Genomic DNA, 19150 nt, shown 5'->3' with positions numbered 1-19150 from the left:
ACATTTGCAGCCGGGCGTCTTGCCCTAAGCCGGTTCCCTCGCCCGGTGCACGATGCTGTCCGCCAGCTTCGCGTTGACCTCCGCCAGATGATCGAAATGCGCTTCATAATGCGCCATGCCCTGGCTCATCGACCGGATTTCCGCTTCCAGCCCCTGCAAGCCCGCCTCGGGCAAAAGGACTTCCAGCACATCCCAGTGAAACCAGCCGTCCAGCGCCGTCATGCGCAGCATCTGGCCCCGGTGGCTCGCCACGGTGGAGGTAATGCGTGATGTCGCGGCGCTTGGGCTCATGATCGTCACATGGGCGATGGGCTCCAGCAGATAGGGCGATGCCGCTGCCAGCGCGTCCGACATGGCCATGCGCCCGGCAGTGCGAAAGGCCAGTTCCGAACTGTCGACGCTGTGGAATGAGCCGTCCACCAGCGCGGCGGTGACATCGACCACCGCAAAGCCGAGCGGACCCTTCGCCACGGCATCGAGCATGCCTTTTTCGACCGCCGGAATATATTGCTTGGGCACCGCGCCGCCGGTGATCCGTTCCTCGAACCTTACGCCCTCTCCGCGTTCGAGCGGACGGACTTCCAGCACCACATCCCCGAACTGGCCGTGGCCGCCCGACTGTTTCTTGTGACGGCCGCGCTGCGTGACCGCCTTGCGGATCGATTCCCGGTAGGCGATGGTCGGCGCGTGGACCGACACGGCAACGCCATAGCGCCGCTTCAGCCGGTCCAGCGCGACCGCCAGATGGTCCTCGCTCATGCCGTGGAGCAGGGTTTCGCGCGACCCTTCGTTCTGATCCCAATGCAAACCGGCATCCTCTTCGGCCAGCCGGTTGAGCGCGGTGGAAAGCCGGACCTCGTCCTTATGGTCCTTGGCCGCGATCGCCAGCGCGCAATTGGCCGCCGCTTTTTCCACCCCAAGGCCTGTCGACGGGACAGTCCCCGCCATGCCGATCGCATCGCCCGCCTGGACGCCCTCGATTTTCGCGATGCCGACGATCGCGCCCGTCTCCGCGGAGGGGATTTTCGTCGTGGCCGCGCCCTGGATCGCGAACAGCCCGCCGGGCCGCAACGGCCGCCCGTCGCCGTCGACCATCTCCGCCCCATCGGCCAGCGGGCCGCCGAAGATGCGGGCCAGCGCCAGCCGCCCCACCGTCGCGGCGTGGGAAATCTTGAAAAGTTGCGCCGCTTCCCCCCGGATCGCGAGCCGCTCCGCCGTCTGCGCCGCCATCGGCGTGTCATGGCGCAGCATCTTCAGCAGCCGCCGGATGCCGAAGCCGTTTGACGCGGAACCGAACAGCACCGGCACGATCAGCCCGCTCGCGGTTTCCCGAGCCAGATCGGCAAAAACGGTATCGAGACTTGGTTGTTCGTCGGACAGCAACTGTTCCAGCAGCAGGTCGTCATGGTCGGCCAGTTGCTCCAGCATATGGAAGCGCGCCGCGCTTTCATCATCCTTCACATGCGGGGCGAGCGCGACCTGCTGGGATTTCTTGCCCACCTCATAATGATAGGCCCGCTCCAGCGCGAGGTCGACGAAGCCCGCGACTCGCTCCCCGGCGCGGATCGGAATCTGGCGCGCCACCAGTGCGGCGGCGCTCATCGGCGCGAGCGCGGTCAGCAGATCCTCTATGCTGCCCCGCGCCTGATCGATCTTGTTGACGAACAGCGCGTGCGGAATGCCCGCCTGTTCCAGCTTGCGCAGCACCGGCTGGGCCAGCGCGGCCCGCTCCGGATCGGGATCGATCACCACGATGGCAAGGTCGGCCATGTCGAGCGCGATCGCCCCGTCCGCCGTGAAACCCGGCGCGCCCGGCACGTCGATCAGCGCGAAACGGTCGCCCATCCATTCGAAATGCATGAGGTTGAGCTCGGTCGAACTGCCGCGCTCGCGGGCTTCCGGGCTGGCGTCGCCCACGCTGTTTCCCGCCTGTACCGATCCCTGGCGCGGTATTGCCCCGGTTATGAACAGCATCGCTTCCGCAAGGCTGGTCTTGCCCCCTCCGGCGGGGCCGACGAGCGCGATGGCCCGTGTACAACAGACGCTCATCCTGGCTCTCCTCCAATCCACCCGTCTTTCTTGGCGAAGGCGGTCGTTGGGAAGGAGGGATGTTCGCCCGATATCGATCGGAACGCAAGGGCGAGATCGTCAGTCGCATATTATGGGCGACAGATGACGATCCTGATGGAGAAGGAAATATGGCGGTCTCTCTATGAGGCCATCTGCCATAAAATCACCTCGCCTTGATATAGCGGTCCCAAATATATGCGACTGAAAGAAACAGAAGCGTGCTTAGATATGCTGGCAGCCAGACGATCGTCAGCAGCCTGTCGAAAATTGTGACCGTGACCATGCCTCTCGATTTTGACTGTAGGTGCCAGAACCAGGCTATGCCTGCGATCCAAAGGAGCGCGATGGCAATCAATAGCAGAGGAAGCAAAGATCCGTATATCTGGTTCACTGGAGATCTCGCCGGTTCACTGGCTGCTAAAAGGCATCCGTGTTGATTGCCTCGAAAACTGACTCGGGCTTTTCAACGAGAAGTTTCCCGCCCGATGGTTATGTTTCGAATATCATTGGTGGGTCAAGATAGTTTTCTCCTTTAGTTGGGCCGAACTGTTTTTGAACCGGAAGCCGTCGTTGCTGGTCTATCCCATTTGGCGGTGGTGGGGCAGTTGCAGAAGCTGAAGCGGTTGGAGGGTTCAGGCGCGCGCGCCTCAGCCCAATCGAGCGCGAACCAGGACGCCCGCTTAGTAGGACAGGCAAGGCGTCACTTGAGACCGAGGATGCGTCATATTTGAGGAAGTTGGTGGCCCGTTGTGCAACGCCAGTACGATGACCTCCGCGGTCTTGGACAAGAACCTGATCAGGCCGATGAGGTCGAATCCGTAGTTGCGATAAGCTATTTCCCGCTCTGAACCCCAAATTATCGTTTCCAATAAACTGGTGTACTGGAAAGCCATTGATCGTCCTGACTTTGGATGGTCTGAATATCACTGGATCGTAGCCTCCGGCGACCCAATCTGGTAGAATATAAGTGGACCCGACGACACGAGTCTCTGCCAATGCGGGGATGGGGAAATGGTAAGTGCGGACACGCCTTGTCTACGAGCAGATGACCAGTCCTGGCGGATTGCTTGCGAGCGTGAGCCGGTGATCCGCGCACTTTCCGAGCTGCCGAAGCTCAATCGAGCAGCAGTCACGGAGGCCTCCAATCGATTAGGCATCAGCCGGGCTTGGGTGTTCAAGCTGGTAACCCGCTATCGGGCAAATCCGATCACCAGTTCGCTGCTGGGCAGACCCACCGGATTTCCTAAAGGCCGCCATCGGCTAAACCCCGATGTGGAAGCCGTAGTCACGTCAGAAATTGAACAATTCTTTTCAACACGTCCGAAGCCGAAATTTTCCCAGCTCACACGCCGGATAAAGCTGGCCTGCGCGGACCGAGGTCTTCCCCCGCCTGCATTTCAAACAATTCGGAGCCGCTTGGGTGAAAGGAAGCAGGGTCGTGCGTAGCGCAAACTTCCTGATGCAAGTTGCAAATGTTCAGCGCGGAATGAATTTACCCTTGATCAGATAAAAGCAATATCCGGGCCATGAGATTAAGTTGAGCCAAATCGGTGATGCCGTTCAATCATCTACCGGGAGGTCACTAACCCCGCACGAGGGCCGTGCAACCGACGCCCATCGTTACCCCAACTCGCTGCCTTTCCGTAACGCGCGGTGCATCAGGTCTCACAGCGTCTATCAACGGTTGCCCGACATGCGATTTTTGCGCGCGCCCTGTTCCAGATTGCTGCTGGTCAAAGAGTTTCAGCGGGCGCATGATACGCCTTGATCGACCACTTTGGGGAAAGGGGCGCTTGTGCGGTCAAAGCCCATTTTTCGGCTCGGAAAAGGTCGCCTCTTCTGCGCTGTGGCAACGTTGGCGGTTGCGGGAGGAATGACCGCGCTGGTTCCTGCCTCGATGAGCAAGATGTCCGGCTACCGCGACGACACCTACGGAGCTCTCCAGACGGCAAGGCGGATCGTCAATCTACGTGGCCAGCAACCACTTGAGCGGCTGAAATTCACGCCGCCCGCCGGGGTGAGCAGCAGCGCTCTCGATGCCCGGCGAGCCATCTTCACTGTCGCCAATAGTCGCAACCCGAAGCCGACCGCCGATCAGGATTGCGACCAGGGAAATTTGCCGGTCAACAAATATCCCCTGCTGATAGAGCAGCAAGATCGGACCGCAATCATCGGAGGCCTGTTTCTGAGCCGTGTGCCGCAATCGTCGGAATGGCGGGCCACCTATTGCAACAGCTCGGTGATCACCTTTGAGGGAGTATCCAACGGCGTCGTCGATGGAGTACGGATCACCGGCGCGTGGGATGCGATCCGCGTGGGCCGCGGCTCTCCCGGCCTGCTGATCGAAAATAGTTGGATCAGCAATGCACGCGACGATGCGGTCGAGAACGACTTTCTCCAGACCATGACCATCCGCGACACGCTGATCGACGGCGCGTTTCAGGGCATCAGCGTCAAGCCGCGAAAGGACAGCAACACGGGTGATGCAAGCAACCAGATGGTGACGCTTTCCGGAGTTCTACTTCGCCTGCAGGAATATTCCTACAAGGAAGGGCGGCGGTTCGGGGCGTTGACGAAGAGCGATCAGCGCGCTCCGCGGTTTCAGGTGGTAAATTCGGTTGTCGCGGTGGATTATGCCGGTGGCACTTCCTACCCGCAATTCTGGACCACTAGCTGGTCGAAGCTGACAGGCTCCTCCAATAACCTGTTCCTGTGGCTTTCGGATGCGCCGATCCCCGACTTCGTCCCGCTCCCGCCGTCCAGCTTCCGCCTGCTCAGGGGACAGGCCGCGAGAGACGCCTGGACCCGCGCGAAGAACAACTGGATCAATTGCCATCCGAAGCTCACCCGACTGCCAACCGAGCCGCGCTCGAACCCCGATACATGCGTTCCGAACAGTTGGGGCGGCTTTACAAACTGATCGCTGCCGATGCTGGCTGCCCCTCGCCTGATTTACCAATTGAAAAACCAGTCATTGCCTAGGTGGATTTCGTACAATCGGCCGTCATTCTGTTGGTCGGAACCATAGTCGGACACATACAGGCTTAAGGCGTTGCCATCGTTCGGATCGCTGCTGGGCGCCAGTTCCATGCCCTTGATCTTGGCGCTCGGGCTATAGGAAGACAGCACGTCTATGGTCGCCAAAATGTTGGCCTGCGGATCGATGGCCCAGATCTTGGATGAGGCTCCCGAGGCGACAAAATATACATCATGCGTGGGATCATAGGCGAGTGCCTCCGCATCCTTCATCACGGATGGGAGCGAAACCGAGTTCACGAACACACCTTGGTCGGTAAGTTCGATCATCTGCTTCAATACGCCGTCGAGCATATGGATATGCCCCGTCACTGGATCGACCTTCAGATCCTCCGTGTCGAGAAGGCCGAGATAGCCAGTGTCGAAGGAGCCGAGCTTGACCGACGGATTCGCAGGCGAGACCCAGAACACCTCCTGTTGGTCGTCGTCCGGGATGTACAGATAACCGTTGTTCGAGTTGTAAGCGAGGCCGGTAGGCTCCTTTGAGAAGGAAGTGAGGCTGTAGTTGCCGACGTAAGACCCGTCGAGTTGCAGGGAGAACAGGTTGATGTTGCTGTAAAAGGGGCTCTCGTCATGCTCGGAGTCCGCTATCAGAAGCTTGCCCAGGCTTGGAATATAGGCAATCCCCGATGGATCGCTGATCCCGTAACCGGGACCGCCATTATATTGGGTGGCGTCTGAAATATTATGCACGGCGACTACGCTTGCATTGATGGCCGGCATCGGCGGAACAGTGACATCGTCATCGGTGATCTGGCCAGTAGCGACGGCCTTGTCGATCGTGGCGTTGGTCGCAGAGTTGATCTGGACCTTGAAGGATTCCAGCCGTTCGGCGGCGGCATCGTTCAATAGGCTGACATCGAACGTCTTGGTCAATTCCCCCGGCGAGAAGGTTATGGAACTGGTTGCGGCAAGATAGTCGGCCCCCGACTTCGCCGTGAAATCGCTGGTGCTAAGGTTGATCGTGATATCCTGTGTCGAAGCCTGGCTGAGGGACAGGCTGAACGTGATTGTGCCGTCATTTTCGTGCGCGGTAGCGACCGTCCCGATCGAAACTGCCGGCAGGGCTGGGGGAGGAACCCCGGCCAGCGTGTAGGTTACGGACAGCACCGGCTTCACGGCGCCTTGCGCCGAATTGAAGTCCCAACTGTCGATGTTGGTCGGCTTGAATACCCAGCCGAAGTTCGCCGCGTTCTGCCCGGTAGAAGTCGAAGCCGAATCATTCCAGGCGGCGAGGCTTTCCGTCACGTTGAACGCGTGGCTGCCCTTCGAAATCGACCCGACGTTGATGGCGCCGGTTGACGTCGCCTCGATCCCATTGATCTGCACGCCGCTGCCCAGGCTGTTCCAGGTCGATGCGGCATTCCAACCCACCAGCATGCGGTTGATCGAACCGCCGGAGGCGGACCCGTCAGTGACCTCCAGGGTGAGAGACGCCGAGATGATCGTCGCCCCGAGAGGGATCTGCCCCGGCCCGGATCCGAACACATTGCCGAACTTCAAAAGCGGCTGCGATTCCTTTCCCGATTCCAGGATCGATCGGAAAAAAGGCGCGTCGGCAAAGGGGATAGATGCCCTATTCTGCCTCAGCATCGTATCGATGGCATCGGCGTATCCGTTGGCGCCTTGGCTGAAGGTGACGCTGACCGCGGTGGGACCAGCCGACTGAGCAGGAGCAATGGTAACGTTCACATTCCCCTGATCAGTGCCGCCGGCGCCATCCGAAACGGTGTAGGTGAACGCGTCGGTGCCGGTATAGCCCGCTGCGGGCGTGTAAAGAACCTTCCCGTTCTGGATCTGAACGGTTCCGTGACCAGCGGTGCCCAGGGCCGAAATGGACAGGGCATCGCCATCGATGTCCGTATCGTTCGACAGGACGTCGACCAGGACCGGCGTGTCTGCATAGGTGCCCGCATTATCGGCGTGGGCGACAGGCGGTCCGTCATTGACCGAAGCGATGGCGATCGTGACCGTAGCCGCAGCGGAGGTCAGGCTCCCATCGCTGGCAGTGAATTTGAAGGAAGCCGCGCCGTTGAAGTTGGCGGCGGGGGTGAAGCTGTAATTGCCGGTCGCCGCATCGATCGACACCGATCCGCCGACCGCGGAATTCGCGACAAGCGCGTAAGTCAGGGTGGTGCTGTCGACGTCGGTGGCGGTCACCTGGCCGGTGATCGGCGGACCATCTTCGATACCCGATGCGCTGGAGGCCAGGCCGACCGGCGCGTCGTTGACGTTGGTGACGGTAATGGAGGCCGTCGCGGTGCCGGTGGAGAAGGCGGTCTGGCCGCCATTGGTCGTCGCATCGACCTTGGCGCCCGCCGATCCGCTCGTCTGATCCCATGCGTGATAGGTGAAGTTCGCCGTCGTGCCGATGTCGCCATTCGGGACAAAGCGGATATAGTCCGATGAGCGCAGCAGCAGCGCGGAGCCATCGTTGACCGCGCCTATGTTGGACCAGGTCGCGCGGCTATCGGTCGAATACTGCCACTGGCCATTGCCGGATGCGAGGTCCGTGATCGCGATCCCGCGCAGAGCGCTGGAATCGATATCGGTCGAACTCAGAAAAGACGATACCGAATGACCGCTATTGGTGGTCTGATCCTCCGTGATCGTGTTCAGGGACGCGGAGGTCGAAGTCAATACAGGCGCATCGTTGACGCCCGTCACGGTGAATTTCAGAGTGGAGGTGCCGGAACCGCCGCCCACGGCGGCGTAGGTGAAGGTATCGCTGGCGGTCGAGCCCGCTTTGAGTCGTTCTGCCGCGTCGGTCGATGCGGTATAGGAATAGCTGCCGTCAGACATGATGGTGAGGAACCCGTAGATTCCCTGAATCGTCACGCCTTCGATAGGAACTGGCATGAAACTGCCGTTGCCGGCCTTGATCTGCGTGACCTGATTGGCAAGGCTATCGTTCAGAAGAACATTGCCGGTCTTGCTGCCATTCTCAAGGACGGTAGCGGTGTCGCTGTGTAATTTGAAAGTCGCCATGGTGTCGCTCCGTCCCTTTCCGGTATTCGGCCTGGCGTGGGCAATCCTGGGGTTTTCGAACTGCTGTAAAGGCCAGAATCCAATCTGAGGCCGGTCAAGTCAAATAGCCCATGGGTGTAGACCGTTTTAGACCACCAAGCCGCTCGATCAGGACTGGTGCAGCGTGGTTCATGGAGTAAGATGCAGGTCGATCAGCGCTGGGTTCTTCGCGCGGAGCGGCATGGGAGGTTTATGCGGTGGGGCATGACGGTTATTCCTCCAGCGATCCTATGCCAGCCGAAAGTCTGGTCGCTCCTGGCGCAACCGTTCCATTGGCGCCGATAACCAGCAAGGACCAAAGCGACCTGCGACCCAGTTCGATCGAGCTGATGCTGTTCGCTGAATTGGAGCGCCAGGGCATCCGTTACTGCCATTGGAAGAGCAATATACGACTGGATAAGACACTGTGCGGGCGTGAGGATATCGACCTTCTGGTCCATCCTTCCGATGCGGACGCCTTTCAGCGCATCATCAATGAGTGCGGGTTCAAGCTTGCCGTTTCCCGCATGGGCGCTGGCCATGCCGGCGTTTTTCATGCCTTGGCCTGGGATCCGGACGTCGGCCGACTGCTGGATCTGCATGCCTATCATCAGTTGGTGAGCGGCGACAGCTTCGTGAAGTCATTCAGATTTCCCGTCGAGGAGGATCTCCTGGCACGGACCGCCCCGTTGATGGGGGTACGTATCCCCGACCCCGCGTCGGAACTGGTGCTGTTCCTGCTCAGGATGCTGCTCAAGCACAACAGCATCGTCGAGATCGTCAAGGTGAATGCCCATTATGACGAATGCAGGGACGAGTTGTCATGGCTCCTGCAAAGGAGCGACATCAACGAAGCGGCGGCCCTTTGCGAGGATTGGTTCCCATCGGTCCAGATTCCCATTCGGCAAATGATCGATTGCATAGCGAAGGGGTCGATCCTCTTGCGGGTGGCAATGGGAATGCGGCTGGCCTGGGCGCTGAGATATCACAGACGGCTCGGCCATGCCGCCGCCGGATTTTCGCGGATCATGCGGGTCGGCAAGCATTTCGCCATGCGCTTTCGCTCCAGACGCAATCTGTCGTTGCTGACGGGAGGTGCGTGGATCGCGCTGGTCGGGCCAAAAGGAACCGGGAAATCCACGCTGGCCAAACTCGTGGCTGAGACGCTGGGGAAGAATCTCGACGTGAAGACGATTCACCTCGGCAAGCCACCGGCGACCTGGCTGTCATTCCTGCCCAGACTGTTTGTGCCGGCTGTCCGCAAGGCGCTGCCGAATGAACGCCTCAGCGAGTATGAAAAGCCGGAGCGACGTGCTGAACGACGATATTCCACCTTCTTTGTCATCGGCAAGTTGCTCGTCGCTTATGATCGCCGCCGACTTCTGACCCGCAGCATGCGGGCGATGTCATCGGGAACGATCGTGATCTCGGATCGGTGCCCGGCAACCAATGCGACGGGCCTCGATGGCAGTGCCTTCGACGATCTTGCCATCACACAGGCGCGCTCTCCGTTTCAGCGCTGGCTGATGGAGCGGGAGCGCTCAATCTATCGACGCCTCCCGAAACCCAGACTCGTTCTTAAGCTGAGTGCGCCGATCGCGACGGCGCTCAAGCGCGATCTGGCGCGACGCAAGCCCGGAGGACCAGATCCGAACGCCGTCCTTCGCCGGTGGACGCTCGAAAGCGAAGCTGAGTTTGCAAAGTCTATCCTTTGCTCGATCGACACCGACGGTGACCTCGAAGAAACCATGCGGAAAGCAGTTACATGCGTGTGGCAATCGGTTTGAGAGAATGCCGAACTAGGCCGTAAACTCAGAAATTTCTATTCACCTGTCGCCATATGCGATTCCTATGGGCTGGGAGGCTATTGGGAGTTTGGTGATGTCGACGACGAAACTTGTCTTGATCGAATTATCGATCGACGAAAGAAAAGCGCTCGAACAGCGAGTGCGGCGTCGGAGCACGTCTCGCCGCGATGCGCAACGCGCGGAGATCGTGTTGAGGGCTGCCGATGGCGCGAACAATTGCAAGATTGCCGCCGCCGTTGGCGTCACGCGCAAGACGGTTCGGGCATGGCGCGCGCGCTTTGCCGAACAACGCATGGATGGCCTTTCGGACGAGCCGCGTTGTGGCGCGCCGCGCCGCATTGACGATGATCGGATCAAGGCCATCATCGCAAAGACGCTCGAAGAAAAGCCGGTCAACGCCACGCACTGGAACATTCGCGACATAGCCAAGGCTGCGGGCGTTTCCACTTCCTCCGTATATCGTATTGGGCGGGCCTTTTCGCTGCAGCAAAATTGCGCCGAAACGTCCAGATTGTCCAGCGACCCCCAATTCATCGAGAAGGTGCGCGACATCGTTGGCCTCTTTCTCGACCCGCCTGACAAGGCGTTGGCGATCTGTGTCGATGAAAGGAACCAAAACCAGGCTCTCGGCCGTACCCAAGCGCTGGTGCCGATGCGGCCGGGACAAATCGAACGGCGCAACCATGACTATGAACGTCATGGTATGACGACGCTGTTCGCCGGCTTCCAAGCATCGGTAAGCGCCCAGGCAATGGTCCGTCCCGGCGAAGCGATCGATCGCTGCGACCCTTGCCACCGATCGAGCGAATTTCGGGCCTTCCTCGAAGAGCTAGAACATAATGTTCCCGCCGAGCTCGACGTCCATGTCGTTATGAATATTGCCGAAAGTCACAAGACCAAGATGTTTGGAGACTGGTTTGCCAAACGGCCGCATTGGCATATGCACTTCACGCCGACATCATCGGCATGGCTCGACCAAGTCGAGCGCTTCTTCACCTTATTGTCGGAAAAGCGGATCAAACGCGGCGCCGATGGCTCGGTGAAAGCCTTGATCGAGGTCATCGAAATCTTCATCGATAATCATAACGCCAATCCCAAGCCGTTGCGTTGGACCAAATCCGCCAATAACATCCTCGCATCCACCGGACGCCGCTATCGCCGGACTCTCGATGCTCGGCCAAAAGCTGGTTAGGCAATTTCCGAATCAGCACAGCAGGCGCATCCACCCAAGCTGTCTTCCCATCAATGCTCCTTGAACGAGCGTTCGATCGCACCCATGAGAGGTTCGAATGCATATTGCAGCGCGGTGCGCTTGCGCAGCGGGATCTCGATGCTGACCGGTATTCCGGCTTTGAGCGCGCCGGGTCCACGCAAATCCTCGATCTTGTGGAGTTCGGAGAGCGGCACCTGCACCGAAGCCGTGTAGTAGGATTCGCCTGTCCGCTGCTCCGTGAACGCATCCGCGGAAACGCGTGTGACGCTGCCCTCCAGCGCTGGAAGCGACCGCTCATGGAGCGTGTAGAAGCGAACGAAGGCGAGTTGTCCGGCCTCCAGGTCGTCGGCGTCGTTGGGTGACACCCGCGCTTCGATGGTCAGTGGCATGCGATCGGGAATGATGTCCATGAGCTTCTCGCCGGCCCCAATCACGCCGCCGGGGGTGAACACGGTCAATCCCACCACCGTTCCTGTCGCTGGCGCTCGGATGTCGGCGCGGTTGAGCTGGTCTCGTGCCGCCTCCCATTTCGGCAGAACGTCAGCCAGGGAGTTATTGACGTCGCGAATTTCCGAGGCGACCCGTTCCTGATAGGAAATCTTCGCTTGCAGGATCTCGAGCTTGCTCTGCCCGACCTGGCTACGGCTTGAGTCCGCCGTCGCCCGATCCTGGGCAAGCTGCCCCTGGAGGTCGGCCCTGGCCCGTTCGAGAGCCCGAATCCGGGTCTTCGGCACGAAGCCCTTTTCCGCAAGTCCGCGAAGGCCCGCAAGCTCTTCGCTCAAGAGGCTGATCTGTTCCTGGATAGTCCCGGCGCGCTGGCTGTAGCCACGGCCCTGGCTGGTCGCCTGGCTTGCCTGTTCGCCAAGCACGCGCTGCTGGGTGGAAAGCACCGCCGAGCGGGTACGGATCTGCGTCTCCTGGATGCTCAGGGCGCGATCCGCGTCGATCCGGTCCTGACCCTTAAGTCGGGCGAACTCGGGCGGCGGAATGATGGTCGGAGAGCCCGCCTCTTCGGCCTGGAGCCTCGCCCGTTGCGCGAGCAGGGAGATGGCCTGGCCGGCGAGCGCGCGCTCCTGACCGCGCGCTTCTGCCGCGGAAAGACTGATCAAAATATCGCCACGGCGCACCTTGGCGCCTTCTCGGACATGGATGCTGGCGACGACCCCGCCCGTCGGGTGTTGCACCGACTGACGCTCTCCAGAGACGACCAGCCGACCTGTCGCTATGGCTGCGGCGTCGAGCGGCGCCACAGCCGTCCAGCCCAGAAACAGCACGAAGAACAGGATGAGGAGGCCCATCCCCATCCGGATGTCAAAGTCCGGGTCCGCGGCACGTCTCGGTTCCGATCCAGGCAGTGCCAAGGCCGCCCTTCCGGCAGGCAGCCATGAGGGCGTGATTCGCTGCAATATAGTCATGGAATCACCCATTGGATGCGGCCCGCGCCGCTTGCGGTGCGACCTTGTGCAGTACCTGGTCGCGCGGACCGAACCAGGCAAGCTGGCCCTCGCGGATCACCATGATCCGGTCGACCACAGGCAGCACGCTCAGGCGATGCGCGGCCACCAGGATCGTCTTTCCCGCAGCCTTGAGCTGCTCCAGAGTGCGTATGAGTTGCGTGTCGCCTTCGGCATCCAGGCTGGCGTTCGGCTCGTCCAGAATGATGTAGCGCGGTGAACGGAACAGGGCTCGGGCAAGGGCGATGCGCTGCGCCTGGCCGGCCGACAGGCCACGGCCGCCAAGCTGGAGCGGGTGGTCGTATCCGTCGGCCAGCGACAGGATCATCTCGTGCGCTCCGGCCAGTTTGGCCGCAGCGATCGCGTCTTTGTCGATGCGATCGGCACTCTCTCCATTCCAGGCCCGGAAGCGGGAGATGTTGTCCTTGATCGTTCCGGCCAGGAGCACGGTTTCCTGGGGCATGAAGCCAATGTGCGCCGCCAGCTGTTCCGGATCCCAGCTCCATTGCTCGGCACCGTCGAACCGGACCTCGCCGACCGTCGGGCGTACCGCTCCGGCAAGCGTGCGGACGAGGGTCGACTTGCCCGCGCCACTGGGACCGACAATGGCGATCACTTCACCTGGTTCGATGCGGAAACTGATGTTGGCGAGGATTATTTTTTTGTCGGGCGCAGCGACGCCCAGATTGTGAGCCTCAAGGCGGCCCTGCGGTTCGGGCAGCTGGGTGCGGACCATCTCTGGCGGAGTGCCGGCGAGGAGTTCGTCGAGCAGGGTGATCGCACCGCGCGCCTGGATGATCGAGCGCCAACCGTTGACCAACTGGTCGATCGGCGCAAGGGCGCGGCCGACAATGAACATGGACGCAAAAATCGAGCCGGGGCTGATAGAGGCGGTGATCGCCAGCAGCGCGGCCACGCCCAGAGCCAGCGACTGTAACAGCAGGCGGACGAACTTGGATTCCGCGCCAAGCCGCGCTGAAGCGATGCCCGCCTCGGTCTGCAGCGACAGCGCACGTTCCCGGTCGGTGCTCTGGCCATGAATCAGGGCTTCACGCAATCCGAGCGCGCGGACAATGTCGGATGAGGACACGGCCGTATCATAATTGGCATATGCCCTGGCAGAGGCAATATTCGCCTGTTGCAGGGGTTCCCGCGTGGCATTTTCGTTGCGCCAGGCAAGAAAGGTGATCAGCGCCGCGCCAACGACGGTTAGCACTCCGACCCAGAAGTGGATCAGGAAAGCGAGCAGTACGTAGATCGGAATCCAGGGCGCATCGAGCGCACCAAGCATGGCTGGACCGGTAAGCAGGTTACGCAACTGATCGAACTCGCGCAGCGCCTGGCGGGCAAGCCGCGGGCGAGTTTCCCCTTGCAGGAAAGTGGCCCGCATGATCCGGCTGGCCATATGCTCATTGAGGCATGCACCGGCCCGGACCAGCAGCCGCGACCGGAGGGCATCGAGGGCCGAGAGGGTCACCAGGGCAAAAATCAATACCACGGTCAGGAACAGCAGGGTGACCCGTCCCTTCGTGGGCACGACCCGGTCGTAGACCTGCAGCATGTACAGCATGGGGGCGATGAACAGCAGGTTGGTTCCGGCGCTGAACAAGGCCGCATAGGTGAAATGACGGCGGCAGGAAGATAGGGCCGCCTTGACGGTCAGACTGTTTCGAAGGGCTTGGGGCAGGATCAGCACAGTAGTTTCCCTCCTATAGGGAGGACTTTGGAGCACAGCAGCTCACACACCTTGAAAAACAGGGCGCACCCGGAAACTGGATTCTGTTTCGATTAGATTGAATCGAAACAGAATCCAGTTTCCTTTGTTTTCCGTGATTTCCAAACCGTGAAATGTTCTATTTCACTCGAAATCACTCAAGGAGCGCCCTGCACCTTACGCCTAATTGAAGTCAACTGCCACCGATGGACTAGGCCAGCGGAGAAGAGCCATCGCGATATCAGACGACGAAAATGTCGTATTTGGTGAGGTCCAGATGAGCCGACAGATGCGCGACTGGAATGGGAGCGCCCGAACCATTGCCGTCGGCATCATAAGACAGAATGCCGGTGTGGCTGTCGTACAGGACGTAATCGTTCGAGTCATTGGCCACCACGCCGTCACCATGCTCGAAATAGGTGTCGGCCAGACGCACCGGGTTGCCCATCGTTCCGGAGCCGAGCTTCGTGAAGACGGCATTGTCGAGATAGACGGAGTCCTCGGATGTATTGAAGTCGGTTATCGTGGCGACGTCGCCGCCGAGGTGCGTGTCGAAGACGAACTTGTCATGCCCGCGGCCGCCGGTAAGCAGATCAGCGCCACCCTTGCCGAAGATCGTGTCGGTTCCGGCAAGCCCGTCAATGTGGTCGACGCCCGCAGTGCCGATCAGCTTTTCGCCGCTGCTGGTGCCGGTGATCGTGTGGATGGAGCCCGAACTGGTAGTTGTGGTCGGGGTCGTTGTGGTCGGCGGCGTCGGTGCCGGGCTCGAAGGGGTTGGGGCCGGGATCGATGAGGTGGTGCCGCCCCCCGGCAGCGGCGGAAGCGGCGTCACCTCCGCATAGGACGTGCCGTCATGATTATCGAGCCATGCGGCCTTGCTCGCCGCCCAATAATCGCGAGCCTCCTGACCTTGCAATATGGTGAAACCGGCCGGCGGCTTCGGATAGCTGGCCGGCAACGGCGTGTCCGACAGGTTCAGGAAGACATTGCCGTGCGATTCGACGACATGGTCCCAGGCAATCTGGAGCCGGCCTTGGCTGGCGTGGTTGGGATCCTCGATCGCGATCACTGAATTGACGATCCGGATGTCGGGTGTCGTCTGTGGCGCCCCCGTATCCGTCTTGAACGGGGAAACGTGCGTCATTTCGCCATGGAAAAGGTAGGACTCCATGCGCATGAACACGCCATCGAGCTTAAGCGTGTTCATCGAACCATCATAATGGTCGCTGTCGCCAAGGCTGATGCCCGAAAAGACGCCGTCGAACAGAGTGTCGCGAATGGTTCCGCCCATCACATAGTCATTCTCGACGGCATCGTCCCGCGCGTTGCTGACGTGGGTATCATCGATCAGGAAGTTGCTGGAACCGTTGGCAATCCGGATCGCGTCCCATGTCTTGTCGAGGCGCCAGTCATCGATGACGACATTCGGCGCGTTCTCGACGCGGATCGCGGCCGAATTGGTATAGGTATATTCCCAGTCGGACTGCTGCGGCACCTGACCCCAGATTTCGCCGCCCTTGATCAGCAAGCCGGTACCAGCGTTCGTGACCTTGAACGGGTAGGTATTCAGCGCGCCCGTACCCCATGTCGAGAGATGGGTGGCATCGGGATTATCATTGCGACTATTGTCAACGATCCAGGAAGCGTTGGTTGCATCGATCACCGAACCTGCGGCAAGATTCGACACGCTATAAGGAGTATATCCGTAATCCTGCGAAAGAGTGATGTACGTCATATATTAAATTTCCTTTGTGCGACCAAAACACTTCCTGAAATTTATTTGTTATATTTCTTATAAATAGCTTTAGGAGTGTTTATTTTATCTATTTAATCTGAATTAATCGTAAATATTTCAAATAATATGTAACAATCAATGTAATATCAGTGACTTGCGCTCAAGTTGATGTGCGAAACATCGACTTAAGCCCATGTGGACCGACACCATATGGGGAAGCTGCCCGATGCGAAAAAAGCGGTCCCCGAGCCGCCGTCCGCGCGTCGTTCGCACTAGGATCACCGCCGGTACGGAGCCGCCGGAGGATTGTGGAAGACGGGTTGTTACTATTTGTTACGGGGTAGCGTGACAAGGTAATCGAGCGCTCGTACGGAACAGTTCGTCGGAAAATTGCCATCATTTAAGAGGGATTCATCCCACTGTACTTGAGTTGTAACAATATTCGTCTTTAGCTGAATCCAGCTTATTCTTTGAAAGATAAAGGGATTCTTGGACGAATCGAGGCGGCGCGCTTGCCGCTGAGATCGGTCGGGGCATTCAGCCGAGAATGCTGGCCTGATCGGCCCCGCTGTTTTTGGACAGGAATCTGTCCTTGCCGGTTTCCAGGATATGGCAGTGACAGCAAGCGATTGCCGGACAGACCCTCGCTATGAATAATGCGGTCTAAGCCGGGGAAGAACCAACGGACACACCACCGTTGCATAGGCTGCGAGAGCCAGGACGAGGACGATGAGCGAATGCCAGGAACCGACCAGCAACGCGATGACGGCCATCAAGCCGCTGCCCAGCAGGGGGCGCTGCAGGGCGTGGAATAGGTCAAGCATGGGCAGGCGGATCAGCCGCCAAAGGGCTACTCCATAGGCAATGCGTGACACGCAATAATGGCCGAGGACAGCCAACGCCGCACCGGGTAGACCCAGCCAGCTGATCCCGATCCAGAGCGCCGGCAAGGCGACCAGAGTGGAAACGGCAAGGTTGATGCGGAAATCGAGGTCGGGCCGGCCGATCCCCCTTAACACCTCCCCCGGAGTGCCTGCGGAGGCAGCGACCATGCTCGCCGCTGCAAGGATCTGGATCGGGACGATGGCGGCGTTCCATTTGGGGGTGAACAAGGCCGGGACGATGTAGTTCGCGAACAGGATCAGCACCGTGGCTGCCGGAAATATCGTTACGGACATATAGCGAACCGTTCCCAGATAGACCGCGCGGATATCCGCGTCCCGTCCGATCGCCCTGCTGTAGAACGGGAAAACGGCTTTGCTCACCAGCCAATAGGCCTTGCCCCGCAGCGTTTCCGTCAGCAGAAATGCGATCGAATAGATGCCGAGCGCATGAGCGCCGACAAGCTTGCCGATAAGCAGATAATCGAGGTTCTGCTGAAAGGAGATCAGCACGCGGGAACCGACGATAAATCTGCTATAGGAACTAAGGTCGCGAAGAATGGCCAGGTTCATCCTCATGCGCGGAAACCATCCGGACAGCGCGAAGGTGACGGCGCATGTGCAGGCGGCGGCAACCAGCGTCTGTGCCACCAGACTCCACACATTCGCGCCGGCAAGCGCAAGCGCGATGGCGGCGACGCATCCGGCCAGCGTGCCGGCGATATCGGCCAGGGCGATCTGCTTGAACCGCATGCTGCGCGCCAGCCGCGCTTCCGGCACCACCTGCAGGTTTTGGAACACGATCGCGGTGCTCATCGCCAGCGCGATGGGGGCCAGATGCGGTTCACCATAGAACCAGACCAAAAATGGAACGCCGATCAGCCACATGACTGCGATCATCACGAACGACGTCACGAACAGCAGCCAGAAGGCGCTGTCGTACAGCAATTTGGTGCGCTGATCTCGCTGCCGCTGGATCAGGCCGAGGCGAAAGCCAAGATCGGCAATGATCGCGATGATAGCCGAGAAGACCAGCACCATGTTGAAGAAGCCGAAATGTTCCGGCAGCAGGAGCCGGGCGAGACCCACCTTGGCAAGAATGCTCGAGCCCTTGCCTACCATCATCCCGACCGCGTTCCAGGCAACGCCTTTGCGGATCTGCCGCTTCTCCGACTGCAATCGCCGTTCCGGAGCAGGTGCGTGAGCGAGGGTCAAGGCGTTCAATACCCGGTGCCGTGAAGAACCACCGGAATAGTCCGCAGGATAATCCGAAAATCCTGGCCAACGGATTTGGTGCGCGCATATTCGCAATCGAGTTGCGCCCGGCCTTCGAAGGAAATCTGGTTGCGGCCACTGACCTGCCATGGGCCGGTGATGCCGGGTCTCAAAGAGCAATAAGTGCTAAACGCATCTGCGTAGAAATGGGCTTCGTCCGTGGCGAGTGGCCGCGGGCCGACAATGCTCATCTCGCCCCTTACCACATTGAAAAGTTGCGGTAACTCATCGATACTATAGCGCCGAAGAAAGTGTCCGAAATAAGTGATGCGCGGATCATCGCGAAGCTTTCGATCTCTTTTCCAGATCGCACTGATGGCGGGCGACGACTCCAGGAGTTCACGAAGCCGCCGATCGGCATCGGCCTGCATCGTCCGGAACTTGAAACAGCGGAAAATCTCGCCGTTGCGGCCGAAACGGCGCTGACTGTAGAAGATAGGCCCGGGACCGCTGAGCAGCACCAGGATGGCGGCGGCGAGCATCACCGGCCACAGAACCAGCAGACACAAGATCGCAAGTGTGAGATCCATGCAGCGTTGTAGCACCAACCCGGAGGCGTGTCGCGGCATGGGCTCGATTATGCGCGTAGCCGCGACAGGCGGTTCGTCGCTAACAAGACCAGTGAGCCGGGGCGCAGATGCGCCAGCGAGATTTGCGTTGGCCGGAGTCCGTTGCAGCGGTCTCGTCGTCATTTCATCGATGCGAGTAGCCATGCTTAACTCTCCGACAGAAAGGCGCATCGTCGATTTCGGACCGACGATAGGCCGCGCAACGTCGATCGCCGGTCACGATGTGACGCGACGTCGAAATCTGCCAACAACCGTCTGGCGCCATCCGACACATTTGATCAGCCGCGCGAGACGGCAGAAATCAAACGGAACGAAGGAATCCCGAATGGCTCAGCGGAGCATGAGGATGGACGTCTGGTCTGGACTTTTGAATTCTGATTTCGGGCTAG

At 59.8% G+C, this 19150-nt stretch carries 10 protein-coding genes; 3 read left to right on the top strand and 7 right to left on the bottom strand.

The genetic code is table 11. The features are described from left to right. Positions 1-24: 24 nt before the first annotated feature. A complete protein-coding gene (locus VVT58_RS18125; protein ID WP_327752334.1) occupies positions 25-2049 on the bottom strand; it encodes an elongation factor G in 2025 nt (674 codons plus the stop codon). Between the two features lie 1894 nt (positions 2050-3943). Here VVT58_RS18125 and VVT58_RS18120 point away from each other — a divergent pair. Next, positions 3944-4990: a hypothetical protein gene (locus VVT58_RS18120; RefSeq protein WP_327752333.1), complete on the top strand. Its 1047-nt coding sequence runs from the start codon at positions 3944-3946 to the stop codon at positions 4988-4990. A 32-nt stretch (positions 4991-5022) separates the two neighbouring features. Here the strand turns inward: VVT58_RS18120 and VVT58_RS18115 are convergent, their stop codons facing one another. Next, positions 5023-8094 carry an Ig-like domain-containing protein gene (locus tag VVT58_RS18115; RefSeq protein ID WP_327752332.1) on the bottom strand — a complete coding sequence of 1024 codons (3072 nt, stop codon included), beginning with the start codon at positions 8092-8094 and terminating at the stop codon, positions 5023-5025. Between the two features lie 236 nt (positions 8095-8330). Here VVT58_RS18115 and VVT58_RS18110 point away from each other — a divergent pair, with 236 nt between their 5' ends. Next, on the top strand, positions 8331-9899 hold the full coding sequence (locus VVT58_RS18110; RefSeq protein ID WP_352000088.1) for a hypothetical protein: 1569 nt from the start codon (positions 8331-8333) through the stop codon (positions 9897-9899). Positions 9900-9963: 64 nt separating this feature from the next. Continuing rightward, positions 9964-11112, top strand: coding sequence for an IS630 family transposase (locus VVT58_RS18105; RefSeq protein WP_327752329.1), 1149 nt, complete (start codon positions 9964-9966; stop codon positions 11110-11112). Positions 11113-11162: 50 nt separating this feature from the next. Here the strand turns inward: VVT58_RS18105 and VVT58_RS18100 are convergent, their stop codons facing one another. The 5 genes from VVT58_RS18100 to VVT58_RS18080 all read right to left on the bottom strand — a co-directional run bounded on the left by VVT58_RS18100 (position 11163) and on the right by VVT58_RS18080 (position 18905). Further along, a complete protein-coding gene (locus VVT58_RS18100) occupies positions 11163-12437 on the bottom strand; it encodes an HlyD family type I secretion periplasmic adaptor subunit (protein WP_352000086.1) in 1275 nt (424 codons plus the stop codon). A gap of 115 nt (positions 12438-12552) precedes the next feature. Next, positions 12553-14283 (bottom strand): type I secretion system permease/ATPase, encoded by a 1731-nt coding sequence (locus VVT58_RS18095; RefSeq protein WP_327752326.1) that lies wholly within the window; start codon positions 14281-14283, stop codon positions 12553-12555. Positions 14284-14542: 259 nt separating this feature from the next. Beyond that, complete coding sequence (locus VVT58_RS18090; protein ID WP_327752325.1) at positions 14543-16036, bottom strand: calcium-binding protein; 1494 nt, start codon at positions 16034-16036, stop codon at positions 14543-14545. Positions 16037-16683: 647 nt separating this feature from the next. Then, positions 16684-18132 (bottom strand): lipopolysaccharide biosynthesis protein, encoded by a 1449-nt coding sequence (locus VVT58_RS18085; RefSeq protein WP_327752324.1) that lies wholly within the window; start codon positions 18130-18132, stop codon positions 16684-16686. A 5-nt stretch (positions 18133-18137) separates the two neighbouring features. After that, positions 18138-18905, bottom strand: a complete 768-nt coding sequence (locus VVT58_RS18080; protein ID WP_327752323.1) for a sugar transferase — start codon at positions 18903-18905, stop codon at positions 18138-18140. Positions 18906-19150: the final 245 nt, after the last annotated feature.

The sequence above is a fragment of the Sphingobium sp. SJ10-10 genome (assembly GCF_036038995.2).
GTDB lineage: Bacteria > Pseudomonadota > Alphaproteobacteria > Sphingomonadales > Sphingomonadaceae > Sphingobium.
This window is presented reverse-complemented; position numbering and strand designations above follow the sequence as displayed.

Bases quoted from the DNA above. Each gene is read 5' to 3' on its own strand.
- VVT58_RS18125 (WP_327752334.1), bottom strand. From the start codon at position 2,049: ATGAGCGTCTGTTGTACACGGGCCATCGCGCTCGTCGGCCCCGCCGGA.
- VVT58_RS18090 (WP_327752325.1), bottom strand. From the start codon at position 16,036: ATGACGTACATCACTCTTTCGCAGGATTACGGATATACTCCTTATAGC.
- VVT58_RS18105 (WP_327752329.1), top strand. From the start codon at position 9,964: ATGGGCTGGGAGGCTATTGGGAGTTTGGTGATGTCGACGACGAAACTT.
- VVT58_RS18115 (WP_327752332.1), bottom strand. From the start codon at position 8,094: ATGGCGACTTTCAAATTACACAGCGACACCGCTACCGTCCTTGAGAAT.
- VVT58_RS18120 (WP_327752333.1), top strand. From the start codon at position 3,944: ATGACCGCGCTGGTTCCTGCCTCGATGAGCAAGATGTCCGGCTACCGC.
- VVT58_RS18080 (WP_327752323.1), bottom strand. From the start codon at position 18,905: ATGGCTACTCGCATCGATGAAATGACGACGAGACCGCTGCAACGGACT.
- VVT58_RS18100 (WP_352000086.1), bottom strand. From the start codon at position 12,437: ATGGGGATGGGCCTCCTCATCCTGTTCTTCGTGCTGTTTCTGGGCTGG.